The sequence below is a fragment of the Acinetobacter sp. genome (assembly GCF_041911495.1).
Classification (GTDB): Bacteria; Pseudomonadota; Gammaproteobacteria; order Pseudomonadales; family Moraxellaceae; genus Acinetobacter.
Genome location: NZ_JAYROT010000026.1, coordinates 1 through 12,576 on the forward strand (window position 1 = coordinate 1; position 12,576 = coordinate 12,576).

Sequence of the window (12,576 nt, forward strand, 5' to 3'; positions counted from 1 at the left end):
GAAAAGCCTTCTTTTCTTGACTCAAGCATTAATGCAGTACGATCTTCAAAGTTAAGATGATGGTATGACAATTTTATATACTCCATAAACCCTTTAAATTAATTAGGTGGTTTATGTCGCACTTCAAGTTTTACTCTGCCCACCTTCCAATTATATTCTCCAACGTTTCTGATTGTGTATCTTATATTGGTGCTTTTTTTATTGTCAAAGTTAAAGAATTGAATATTAAAGATGACATGGATAAAGGTCCTCCGCTATATGAAGTTCCCGATACCAAAACGATTAATAATTTAGAATCTTTTAAGACATGCACAAATGCTGCTATGTTTTTACTAGATAAGGTCGGAATCAAGCATAAAGATCATAGAAATTTGTATTATAAATATAAGTACCTAGTAGAATTTTATTTAGAGATGGACACTTTAGTAGATTCAATCTGCAACAATATCTTTAATGGTCACATCTATTTTGAAAATCTAACCACGATTCTACATTACTCCCCATCAACAGAAAGCAGCCTACAAATTAAGCTTCACGAGTTTAAAGAGGCCGCTCGCCTTAAAAAAATGGCGCCTAAATCAAATTAGCTTAGCTACTTGGAAAGATTCAAAAATCTAGTTTTCAAGTATTTTATGCAAGCATCTTTATCAATGATGCAAAGTTAAAATACGATCGAAAATCATTTTACCCTTAGCCAGCCTCAGAGCGAGTTTAATTGGTGTCTTTGGATTTAAACTCAGGAGCAGTCCAAAGTATATCACCTATAAGCATTTCGGCAATCTATTACATCCACTACCACCCCATATAGAACTTCTCGATAAAAGCACGAGTCTGCGCAACCAACTGATCGAGGATGCTACTGCGTTGGCTCAACTTCATTTTATAGTTGGGCAATTTGGTCAGCTCATCTTTACGTGGAATGCGTTTGGTATAGTGATAATCATTGATCATTTTTGCAAATTCAGAGACATTGAGATTTTCTTTTTCACATAAGGCTTGGTAGGCTTTTTCTTTTTCCACATCCCAAAACTTGGCAAAGGCATCCTCAACCTTTTCTCCATTGATCAATCTCGGCATGGTGTCATCAATGAATTTCTGTATCAGCTCTTGTTTGTCATGCAGGCTGACTTCACTGCCAATTAGATCAAGCACCTGTGCTTCATATTGCTTGCGTAGTTGTTCATCTTTGCTATCGACTGCCATCTGTAGCAGTTGGATGATATAGCCAACATTAACACGGTCGCTATGCAGTAGCTCAAGCTGAAAATCCACATCATCCAGTACCGACACTTTGTCTTTTTTCGTAGTGGTTTTTACCGCACGGCACAGGTCGCTATATTTTGATGCAAAATTAGCGAATTGTTGTTTATCCAGTCCAGTCTGATCTTGATCGTACTCCACAAAGGTTTGTAGCTGCGCATGGCATCGCATCACTTCACGGAAGGCTTTGATAAATTCCAGTTGCTCATCTTCAGTTTGCAGTAGTCCAACGGTCTGCTCTGTTGGTGTAATTTCTTTTAAGGCATTCACTGCCTTTTCATAATCTTGCTTGATCTCAGCGAAAGGTCGGATCAATACAATACTTTTCGCTTGCTTGTTGGAAAATAATGCCAGTGCTTCGTCAGTTGCACGTTTGAGATTTCGGAAGCAGACGATATTGCCAAAAGGTTTATTTTCATTAAAAACACGGTTGGTACGGGAAAAGGCTTGGATCAAGCCATGATATTTTAGGTTTTTATCGACATACAGCGTATTTAATGGCTTGGAGTCAAAGCCTGTGAGGAACATATTCACCACTAGCAAAATGTCGATTTCTTTCTTTTTAACGCGATCAGCAATATCACGGTAATAAGGGTAGAACTGCTCGCCTGAGTTATAGTTGGTTTGAAACTTGGCATTGTACTGCGCTATATAGCGATCGAGTTTATCCCGATTAGATACATTGATCTGCGTTGGAATGTCGATATTTTCCTCATCAAGCATGCCTGACTGATTTTGTGTTGAGTTGTCCGCTGTCGGCTCAACATCTTGATTGGCAGCATAGGAAAAAATTGTGGCAATAGTTAGCGGTTTAAACAGCTTGCCTTGCGCTTCATCGTGTTGCTGTTTCTCGGCTTGGATTTGCTCGAATAGCTCATAATACTTAATCAATGTATCCACTGAGCTCACACAAAACATAGCAGTGAAATCACGTTGCTTGGTTTTGGTATCGTGATGATCCACGATATAGCGAGCGATCATTTCTAGTCGTTTTGGATTGTCATACAGCTCTTTGATATCAATGCCTTCGACTTTTTCCACTTCATCAGCTTGCCCAACATCATCCGCTTGACCGTCCACACCATCAAGCGACTGTTGCATGCCTTTGGCGGTGTATTTACCTCGGTAGTCGATTTGGAACTGAAGCACGTTTTTATCTCGGATCGCATCGACAATGACGTACTGATGCAGTCGCTCGTTAAACAGATAATCCGTAGTGAGCTTTAATCCTGCTTGGCTTTGGCTATTGTCATCAAAGATCGGTGTGCCTGTAAAACCAAACATCTGCGCATTGTGAAAGAACTTTTTGATATTGCGATGGGTTTCACCAAACTGACTGCGATGACATTCATCGAAGATAAACACGACTTTTTTATCCCGAAGATAGTTGATGTGTTCGCTATATTTATCGGTGCTGATGGCACGATTCAGCTTTTGCAGTGTGGTGACAATCAGCTTGTCATGCTGTTGATCGAGTTGATTGACCAGTGTTTTGGTATTGGTGGTGCTATCCACGCTATCAGTCTTGAAGTGGTTAAACTCTTTGGCGGTCTGCGTATCGAGATCGTTGCGATCGACCACGAACAGTACCTTTTCCACCTCGGGCATTTGCATAATGATCTGACTGGCTTTAAACGAGGTCAGGGTTTTGCCTGAACCTGTGGTATGCCAAATATAACCATTCTCTGAACTTGTTTGTACTCGCTCAACGATCTTCTGCACTGCATAGATTTGATAAGGGCGCAGTACCATGAGTTGCTGTGTGGTTTCGAGCAGTACCATATACTGGCTGAGCATGTCTGTGAGATGCTGAGGATTTAAAAATACTTCGGCAAAATCCACGATTTCATTGATCGGCGTATTGCTAAAATCCGTCCACGGAAAAATAAAGGCAATATTATTGGTGCCATTGGCGTAGTAGCGTGTATTCACGCCGTTGCTGATGACGAACAATTGAATAAACTGAAACAAGCCCAAGCCTGCGCTATAGGCTTCACGGCTATAACGATGCACTTGATGAAAGGCTTCGGCGATTTCCATGCCACGTTTTTTCAGTTCGATCTGTACCAAAGGTAGACCATTAACCAAGATCGTCACATCAAAGCGATAGGTGCGCTGACTGCCGTTTTGTGGGTCGATGGTGATTTGATTGCTGACTTGGAAATGATTTTTACTGTGCTCGCTAAATAAAAACTCGATATGCCGACTTGTACCATTGTCAAAGCTGACAGGGCATTTATTACGCAGATTTTTGGCTCGTTCAAATATCGTGCCGTTATTGAGATAGCTCCAGACTTGTTTCCACTCGTTCTCGGATAAAGGCGGAATACCGTTGGCACGTTCGATCTGACTTTTGAGGTTGGCGAGGAGCTGTGCTTCATTGTGGACATTGACACGCTTCATACCGAGTTGCACCAGTTGGTCGATCAAGTCGTTTTCAAGTTGGTATTCACTTTGAGTCATAATTATCTACTATCTTTAGCCTGCTGTTCTTGAATTTCTGAAAGTATAAAATCAATATAAAGTAAAAAAGAATAAGCTTTCAAACTGTTAACTTTAGTTCCATAATTCAAGTGATTTGGATCTCCATGTAAAATTCCATGACGATTTGGAAATTTTTCTGATTCCGATACCCTTTTTGAATTTCGACTAATTATGGTCTTTGTGCTATGATTTTGCTCTGCACGAAATGTATCAAGTAAAAATTTAACGCTATTAATGTTATCTCCTTCAATTTTTTGATAAATTTCTATTATTTTTTCATAAGCTTTTTGCTCTCCTCTAGATGCTGAAAAATAACTAATCCCATTTAGCCTATCCTGACAAATACCATCTGCTTGAGAAAAAAATAATGGGATAGATGCTATATAACGCTCTTCTTCATGTAATCGAAAAGCTTCTTCCAATATGTGCTTTCGACTGGGATGTTCAGCAACCAAATCAATTTTCCACTGATCCCAATCACGTTCTAGATAAACGATCATGTGTGCATCTATATTATTTTCATCCACCTCATGTGGAGAGAATGCTGTAATCCAAGCTCCAAACCAGCCTGTCTCAATTGAAATATTAGATGAAGCATTTAGATTTTTATCAGTACGCTTCATTACCTCAACAAAACTCATCAAATCTCTCTTCGGCAGATTTGAAACCATTTGCTTTAAACCGGTTATAAGCTCTTTACCTAAAATAGCCATTATGAAAATCCTTCTATTTACACAAACATCTGCTGCAACAAGCCTTTTTTCCACTGTTTCGCTTGTTCAATTTGCTGTGCCACGACTTCAATTTTTTGGTCGATACTCGATAAGAAGTTAGCGATTTTGGTTTGTTCTTCAAGACAAGGGATTGTTAAAACCAGCTCTGATAATTTAGAGAAATACATATAGGTTCTTGAACCACCTTGTTTTTGCATGATTGCAAAATTCTTAAACTCTTGTCCTTCATTTAAAATAGTCTGCAAAAAATATTTATTTAAATGCTCGTCTTTTACTGTAAACACAGGATAAAGAGTACTCACAATACCTTTAGGACAAATTGTATTAATATTGAATTTGAATACTAAATCATCTGACATGTGTCGATAAGTAAAATAATCATATGGAACAACGTTATATCCTGTAGTGTCTGCACTTGCTACATCTTGCCCCGCAAAATAATCCTTTTGAAAGTAAATACCGTGTCTAGATGAAGTAAGCACTGGATATTGATTATTAAATTCTGTTTTTTCGTCATGCTTAATTAGCAAGCTTCCAAGCTTCACTTTTTCCCACTCCCCAAACTCACTACCATCATCCGCTTTAAAACGAATCTGCTGGCTAAACAACTTCTGCATCATGCCTTGTTTATATTGGCTGAGTAGCTCATGTTTTTGGGTGAGTTGGCTAATCTTTTCATCGACTGCGGAAAGGAAAGAGGCGATTTTGGTTTGTTCTGCTTTTATTGGACAATAAAATTCTGAGTTCCTAACCGTAGCTAATGAAAGGTTTTTAATTGTTGTTCCTGTCAGTTCAGAATTTAAAGTCTTCGTCAGTTGTGGCGACTGTAATAATAAGTAAATGAATTTCTTGTCTAGATCATTTTTTAGATTGATAAAACAGACGCTTTTACCTAACAGAACTTTTTCATTTTTATAAAATGCTAAATTTCCGATTGTTCCATTGATAGAGAGAAATAAGGTTCTGTCAGATAAAATTTGATTGTATTTTTGAAATTCCTCACTACTGATACGCTTTGTATTTTCATTAATAGCAATCCTACCATTTACCAAGTTATTGCCATTAATAAAAGGAATTGTCCCACTTTCATCATACTTAGGAGTAGCGTGGATTCCATCTCCGATTTTTGTAGATAATTGATTAAGGGTTGTTAACATCCAATCCTCATCAAACTCTTTAAATCTTAACTTTGGCACAGTCATTTTTGATTATCCTTATTCTGTTTGACTTGCTGTTCTAGCTGTACCAGCTCGGCGAGGTCTTCTGCATCAGCTTGTTTGGCATCATGCAGTTTACGCTTTTGATCAAAGGTTTCATAAATCAACTTAGCTTGTTTCTCCATCTGCGCATGACTACGCCCACCCGTATTCGGCAATATCTGAAAATCATTAAAGGTCAACAACTGATCAATATTATTCTGCCAAAATCCCAGTGTTAAATCCTTACGACTTTTGACACGAAGTTCCGCACTTTCAAGGAAAATCACCGTTAAGCGATTTAAACTATCAACTTCATTATGAGTTAAATAATTTTTGGCGATAGTTATATCACCCTTGCGCACGATCGAACCTTTCCAACTGGTCAGTCCCATGTTGGGCTTATCTGCATCCGCTCGGGAGAGAATCAGTTCGGCGGCAGTCATTTTGGTGATGGCATACAGTAACTTATTTTGGGTTTCCGCAAAAAACATCTGTGTGGCTTTATCCGTCGAATCATAGTCTGTAGACAATGCCAATAAATCCCGCACTTTTTGATAAAAGCGTTTCTCCGATGCACGAATGTCACGGATTTTCTCAAGTAGTTCATCAAAATAGTCTGTGCGACCATCAGGATTTTTTAAACGCTCTGCATCCACCACAAAGCCTTTGACAAGATATTGCTTGAGATGGGTATTTGCCCATTTTCTAAATTGCGTACCACGAATACTGCGCACACGAAAACCAATCGCCAAAATCATATCTAGGGCATAAAAGCGCACGCTGTAAGATTTGCCATCTGTGGCAGTTATCAAGTAATCCTTGATAACTGAATCTTCTAATAATTCCTTTTCGTTCAATATATTTAGAATGTGATTGCTTATATTTTGTACAGAGGTGTCAAAAAGTTCTGCAAGCTGTGCCTGACTCATAAAAATGTTGCCGTCACGAGCGTAGAGCGACACCTTACTTTGACCATCTTCCGTGTTGTAGATAATCAAATTTTGACTATCATCATCTAAAAAATCCACCATTACTTGACCTCCGAAAAGGGCGAAGCAATGCCAAGCTCAGCACAAAATTCACTGATCACTTTACCGGTATTCAGACTTTCCACTTCCAAAGCCTGCAAAGCTTGAGCAATCGCATCAAGGTCAATCTCATCCTCAGCTTCAAAAGTATCGACATAACGCGGAATATTCAGGTTAAAGTCATTTTCTTTGACTTCTTGCAAAGTCGCCACATGCGCATACTTTTCAATATTTTGACGGTTTTCAAATGCGCCAATAATATTATCCAAATGCTCAGGCAATAACTTGTTTTGATTTTTCTGCTTCTCAAACTCGTTGCTGGCATCAATAAACAAAATATTGTCTTTATGCTCACGGTTTTTCTTCAGCACCAAAATACAGGTCGGAATAGACGTACCATAGAAAATATTGGCAGGTAAGCCAATAATGGCATCCACCACGTTCATCTGCTCAATCAAATACTGACGAATCACGCCCTCACTCGAACCACGGAATAAAACGCCGTGTGGAAGCACCACTGCCATTGTGCCATTGTCATCCAGTTGATACAGCATGTGCTGTACAAAAGCCATATCCGCTTTGGAGCTTGGTGCAAGCTTGCCATAACGAGAAAAACGCTCATCCTGCAAAAATAACGGATCGGCAGACCATTTTGCAGAAAATGGCGGATTCGCCACCACCGCATCAAACTTTTTATCTAAATGCTGTGGACGGGTTAAAGTATTTTCCTGCTTGATATCGAACTTGGCAAAATGCACATCATGCAAAATCATGTTCATGCGTGCCAAGTTATAAGTGGTGCGATTCATCTCTTGACCGTAGATCATATCGACGTCGCTCACTTCACGCTTGACCCGTAGCAACAACGAACCTGACCCACAGGTCGGGTCATAGACCGAACGTAAACGAGTTTTGCCTTGCGTGACAATCTTCGCCAGTAAAGTCGATACCGTTTGTGGTGTATAAAATTCCCCTGCTTTTTTACCTGCACCTGAAGCAAACTCACCAATCAGGTATTCATAAGCATCACCGAGTACGTCAGCTTCGGTATTGCTCAGATCAAAGTCGATATTGTCTAGGTGGCTAATGACTTTACTGACCAACTCATTGCGGTCATTTGCATTGTTGCCGAGCTTGGTCGAGTTCAGGTCTAAATCTTCAAACAAGTGCGCAAAATCATCTTCGGACTCAGCACCAAGTGTGCTGAGTTCGATGGCTTTTAAGGTATTGGTCAAATCATCAAGGATAAACTGACCTTGGCGAGCACGTAGCGCAATGCTGTGAAAGAGCTGATCAGGCTTGAGCGCATAGCCAACTTCGGCGATGGCGTTCTCTAGAATGGCTTCGATGTAGTCTTGATGGGTAGCATTGCTGGCATCAAGCGTTGCGTAGTGGAGATTCTCCCCTTCATCGGCAAGCAAGGCATCAGCGAAATTGACGGCTTTTTCAGAAAGATATTTAAAGAAGATAAATCCGAGGATGTAATCACGGAACTCATCTGCGCCCATCTTACCACGTAAGTCGTTGGCGATATTCCAAAGTTGTTTTTGTAACTGTTGTAGTTGCACTTGTGTCATGTTTAGGAAGTATCCGCATTTCAATCAGCTTCTATGAATGTCTTGATTCTAAACATAAAAGCATCGCATTGCATCAGTTAATCGAACCTTCCGAGCGATATCAGAAAAGCTTCAAGACAGATTGTGTCGTGATGATGCGCTTGCCTAGATTCTTTGTGTATCGCATTTCGCTATCATGCGGATATTGTTTGTTTGTCGATTCAGTTTATAATTTTGATTATGTAACGTATTCAAAATATCGTAATCAAAAGTATCATGGTGTGCTTATGACTCAACCGAAACCACATGACCTTGCGCAATCTAACAGGGCTCAATCTAACAGTGCACAATCTAAACAAAGCAAATCGGATGACTCTCAATCAGCCAATACGCACGGTGGCAAACGTGATGGTGCAGGTCGTAAGACAAAATATGATGAGCCGTCAAAAGTCATACGCATCCCTCTCTCACGAGCGGAAGACGTGAAGCGGTATTTATCTTTACCCAAAATTAAGATCAACAATGAAGTGAGTTCGATCATTGCTCTGGAAGCGAAAACACGGCTTGCAATACCAGTAGCAATGCAAAAGGTCGCTGCGGGTTTTCCATCACCTGCGCAAGACTATATTGATAAAACCATCGACTTAAATGAGTACCTGATTAAAAATCCAGTAGCGACCTTTATTATCGAAGTGGAATCCTTATCATTGCTGAATGCTGGCATTGATCTTAACGATAAAGTCATTGTTGATCGAAGCCTGACTCCCAAGCACGATGATATTGTACTTGTATTGATTGACAACGATTTCACGCTAAAACGCTTGGTCATGAAAGGCAGTGAAATTTGGCTCGCTGCGGATAATCCCGATTATCCTGACATTCATTTTAAAGAAGGTCAGACGGCAACGCTGTGGGGTGTGGTGACTTCTGTAATTAAGAAGTTTAGATAATGAAGCGTGATCGTATTTTTGCACTGATCGACATTAACAATTGCTATGTCAGTTGCGAACGTGTATTCGATCCAAAGCTCAACGACCGCCCTGTAATCGTGTTGAGTAATAACGATGGTTGTGCGGTTGCTCGAAGTAATGAAGCAAAGGCGTTAGGTATAAAAATGGGTGTACCACTATTTCAGATCAAAGACGTGGTACAACAACATGATGTCAAAGTCCTCTCCAGCAACTATGCACTGTATGCGGAAATGTCAAAACGCTTTCATTCGATACTCGCAAGCTATGTTGCGCCTAATGATCAAGAAATTTATTCAATTGATGAATGTTTCCTAGACTTAACACAGTACACCAAGCTACATGATGTGAGTGATTATGCTTTTGACATGAAAAATAAAATCCTTAAGTGGATTGGCTTGCCTGTTAGTGTTGGCATAGGCTCATCGAAAACTGAAGCCAAACTTGCAAACCATATCGCCAAAAAGAATAGTTGTTTTCATGGGGTATGTAACTTATTAGAACTTGATCCACTGATTAAAGAACAAATGTTTGCAGAAATTGAGGTTGGTGAAGTTTGGGGCGTTGGTCGCCAACAAAATAAAAAGCTGAATGCGATGGGGATTTATTCGGTTTTGGATTTGGCGCTTGCCAGCCCTCAACATATTCAAAATAATTTTTCAGTGGTATTAAAGCGTACTGTGATGGAGCTAAACGGTTTCTCCTGCATTGACCTAGAATACGCACCATCGCCAAGAAAAGAAATCGTCGCCAGTCGATCCTTTGGCAATAGAATCACTGAACTTAATCATCTCAAAGAAGCCATGTGTAGATACGTACAAGATGCGATCGGACGCTTGAGAAAACAAGACGCTGTGTGTGGCTGTATCATTGCTTTTGTACAATCAAATCCATTTGATGCGAATCAGCCTTACTACGGAAAATCAGCGTCATATCAGTTTTCAGAGCCAACCGATGTTGTCACGGTTTTAGTCAGTACAGCTATGAAGCTACTTGAGAAAATTTATAAAGAAGGTGTGACCTATAAAAAGTGTGGTGTACATCTCTCCGCATTATCGCCGAAATCCAATATGACTTTTGATCTGCTCAGTGACCATAGTCAACATGAGAAAAACGAAAATCTCATGCAAGCCTATGAAGCGATCCAAGGCAAATACGGCAAATCTAAAATTGCATTGAGTGGTTGTTATCTACCAAATCGTGCTTGGAGTATGAGCCGAGATCGTTTGACGCAGAATTATTTCAGTTTGGATGGGTTGCTAAAAATTTAAAGCTTGAGAATCTTTCTTAAATACAAACTAGCATTTAGGTTTACTTTTGATAGGTTATTCAGTATTCTCAATCTGCAATTAGATTAGATCAAATTATGGCTCATTCTAAGTTTCTACGACTTATTATTGTATTCTTCCTGTTTTTGTTTGCATTAACAACTACGGGTATTTACTCATGGGCACCAGTTATTGCTAAAAATATAGACCATCAACATCAATTAAGCATTTCAGCACAATCTGAAAATTTGAGTCTATGGTCGTTAGAACATCATGAACACGATGATAAAGTCGCTGTAGATGATAATAAAGTTCATCATTGGACAAGCTATGATGAACCTCCATATCACCATTCAGTAAAACCAGTTCACGCCGATGATGACTTAGCTTTAGACCCCGTGTTTCTTCTTAGTTTTATTACGGCATTTATTTTTCTATTCCTAAAGTTATCTGAACAACAGATTCGAGTATTTGACTTTAGGAAACGAATATTTCTCTTACGCAATTCTTATACCTACTCTAAAAATCTTATCGTCCTAAGAAATTGATTTTTCTATACAAAAAATAATCTTTCATTTTTTTGTATAGGTATAGTCATGTCTAAAATTTATCAGATATTTCTTACCTGTGGTTTGGTAGTCATGGCAACATTAGTTTTTGCAGAGCAAAATTATGCCCAACTACAACAACAGGTATTCGCAAACGATGCAATTCTCAAAAGTTTGCAACAATCACAGTCTGCGTATGCTGTTAATCAGCAATACGCTGGGCGATTAAATAATCCTACTTTCAATCTTGAGCTAGATAATTTAGGTAATTCGGACCTTCAAGAGCTCGATGGTCCTTCGACCATGATTGGGCTTTCTCAAGATATTCCCCTGAATAATAAGCTAAAGTTGCGCAAACAATTGGCTGGAATTCAGGGCAACAATAACCAGTTCGAGATTGTAAAACGTCAGGCAGAACTTAAAGCTGAATTAAGAGCTTGCCTGTCAAATTGGTATGTTGCAACACAACGTGCGGAAATCTTTTCAACTGAAAGCAAATTGTATAAACGGCAAGTCAATATACTCACTGAAAAGTTAAAGTACGGACGCGTCATTCCCTCTGATCTACAATTAAGTTCAGCCTTATCCGCAGAATCAGCTTTACGTCATCAAAATGAGCTAAAGAAGATTCAATATCAAAAAAATCTTTGTGCTAAATATCTTCCTAATTTGCCCAACCAAGCAATTGACGTGCCTTTAGATTTTAAGTTTGCTGATCGTGTGAGTTTATTGGAACAAGAAAATGTTCTCAAAACTCAGTTAGCAAAAACTCAGCTTGAATTGGCAAAAAAAGAAGCTGTACCCGACATTACTGTTGGCGTAGGTGTCCGAAATTATCAAGAAACCAATGACAAGGTATTTTTAGTTTCAACCTCAATTCCACTTCCTGTATTCAATCGAAATAAAGGAAATATTGCTATAGCTCTAGCGACTGAAGCCAATGCTGAAACTCAATCTGCATGGGCAAATCGCAACGCTCAAATTGAGCTAGAAAATAAGTCGATTGAAATTTCAAATCTCATTGATGCAATCAAACAATATGACAGCACGGTATTACCTGCTGTAGATGAGCATTTGCGAATTGCCGAACTAGGCTATCAGGCAGGAAAAATTTCTTTGTTGGAATTTAATAGCACTAAGCAAATTTGGTTGGAAAAACATCTTGGTCGGTTTGATTTGTGGTTGGCATTGCAAAATCAGATTGCAGCGCTTGAAAAAAACTATGTCTCTCACTTAGACCAAGATTAAGGATAAGGCTATGAATAAATCTAAAAACACATTGATTGCTTCAGGTGTGATCGCTTTACTTATCGTGCTATGTGCTGTTGCTTGGTATAAAACAGGCAATACATCTCAGTCGGCAACTGGGCACGGCGAAACAAGCGAAGCAAAAGTGACTGTAGCAGGCGACGAAAAAGGTCCTCATGGGGGACGCTTATACCGTGACGGTGATTTCTCGGTCGAGGTCAAGATTTTTGAAGAAGGTGTAGAACCGCATTTACGTGTCTATGGTTATCACAAAGATAAACCA

The 12,576-nt window shown here is 39.4% G+C and carries 9 protein-coding genes and 1 pseudogene; 5 read left to right on the plus strand and 5 right to left on the minus strand.

Annotation, left to right across the window (positions count from 1 at the left end; translation table 11 throughout):
* Positions 1-792: 792 nt before the first annotated feature.
* From ACE3PQ_RS02975 to ACE3PQ_RS02995, 5 genes are read right to left on the minus strand one after another with little or no spacing between them, the layout of a single operon-like run.
* Positions 793-3,726 (minus strand): type I restriction endonuclease subunit R, encoded by a 2,934-nt coding sequence (locus tag ACE3PQ_RS02975; RefSeq protein WP_374295114.1) that lies wholly within the window; start codon positions 3,724-3,726, stop codon positions 793-795.
* A complete protein-coding gene (locus ACE3PQ_RS02980) occupies positions 3,726-4,457 on the minus strand; it encodes a hypothetical protein (RefSeq protein WP_374295103.1) in 732 nt (243 codons plus the stop codon). The genes ACE3PQ_RS02975 and ACE3PQ_RS02980 overlap by 1 nt, the downstream gene beginning before the upstream one ends.
* A 17-nt stretch (positions 4,458-4,474) precedes the next feature.
* The gene (locus ACE3PQ_RS02985; protein WP_374295104.1) at positions 4,475-5,680 is read right to left on the minus strand and encodes a restriction endonuclease subunit S; all 1,206 of its coding nucleotides are present in this window, start codon (positions 5,678-5,680) and stop codon (positions 4,475-4,477) included.
* Positions 5,677-6,708: a virulence RhuM family protein gene (locus tag ACE3PQ_RS02990; protein ID WP_374295105.1), complete on the minus strand. Its 1,032-nt coding sequence runs from the start codon at positions 6,706-6,708 to the stop codon at positions 5,677-5,679. Before ACE3PQ_RS02990 ends, ACE3PQ_RS02985 begins: the two co-directional genes overlap by 4 nt.
* On the minus strand, positions 6,708-8,282 hold the full coding sequence (locus ACE3PQ_RS02995; protein ID WP_374295107.1) for a type I restriction-modification system subunit M: 1,575 nt from the start codon (positions 8,280-8,282) through the stop codon (positions 6,708-6,710). The genes ACE3PQ_RS02990 and ACE3PQ_RS02995 overlap by 1 nt, the downstream gene beginning before the upstream one ends.
* A gap of 266 nt (positions 8,283-8,548) precedes the next feature.
* On the opposite strand from ACE3PQ_RS02995, the gene ACE3PQ_RS03000 reads away from it, so the two are divergent.
* The 5 genes and pseudogenes from ACE3PQ_RS03000 to ACE3PQ_RS03020 all read left to right on the plus strand — a co-directional run.
* A complete protein-coding gene (locus tag ACE3PQ_RS03000; protein WP_374295109.1) occupies positions 8,549-9,211 on the plus strand; it encodes a LexA family protein in 663 nt (220 codons plus the stop codon).
* Positions 9,208-10,500: a DUF4113 domain-containing protein gene (locus ACE3PQ_RS03005; RefSeq protein ID WP_374295116.1), complete on the plus strand. Its 1,293-nt coding sequence runs from the start codon at positions 9,208-9,210 to the stop codon at positions 10,498-10,500. The genes ACE3PQ_RS03000 and ACE3PQ_RS03005 overlap by 4 nt, the downstream gene beginning before the upstream one ends.
* Positions 10,501-10,595: 95 nt before the next feature.
* Positions 10,596-11,045: a hypothetical protein gene (locus ACE3PQ_RS03010; protein ID WP_298892662.1), complete on the plus strand. Its 450-nt coding sequence runs from the start codon at positions 10,596-10,598 to the stop codon at positions 11,043-11,045.
* A gap of 48 nt (positions 11,046-11,093) precedes the next feature.
* Positions 11,094-12,293 carry a TolC family protein gene (locus ACE3PQ_RS03015; protein ID WP_374295111.1) on the plus strand — a complete coding sequence of 400 codons (1,200 nt, stop codon included), beginning with the start codon at positions 11,094-11,096 and terminating at the stop codon, positions 12,291-12,293.
* A 10-nt stretch (positions 12,294-12,303) separates the two neighbouring features.
* Positions 12,304-12,576: pseudogene (locus tag ACE3PQ_RS03020) on the plus strand (efflux transporter periplasmic adaptor subunit); the annotation flags it as partial.

Coding starts and splice junctions, on each gene's coding strand:
- ACE3PQ_RS02980 (WP_374295103.1), bottom strand. CDS start 4,457: ATGGCTATTTTAGGTAAAGAGCTTATAACCGGTTTAAAGCAAATGGTT.
- ACE3PQ_RS02985 (WP_374295104.1), bottom strand. CDS start 5,680: ATGACTGTGCCAAAGTTAAGATTTAAAGAGTTTGATGAGGATTGGATG.
- ACE3PQ_RS02990 (WP_374295105.1), bottom strand. CDS start 6,708: ATGGTGGATTTTTTAGATGATGATAGTCAAAATTTGATTATCTACAAC.
- ACE3PQ_RS02995 (WP_374295107.1), bottom strand. CDS start 8,282: ATGACACAAGTGCAACTACAACAGTTACAAAAACAACTTTGGAATATC.
- ACE3PQ_RS03000 (WP_374295109.1), top strand. CDS start 8,549: ATGACTCAACCGAAACCACATGACCTTGCGCAATCTAACAGGGCTCAA.
- ACE3PQ_RS03010 (WP_298892662.1), top strand. CDS start 10,596: ATGGCTCATTCTAAGTTTCTACGACTTATTATTGTATTCTTCCTGTTT.
- ACE3PQ_RS03015 (WP_374295111.1), top strand. CDS start 11,094: ATGTCTAAAATTTATCAGATATTTCTTACCTGTGGTTTGGTAGTCATG.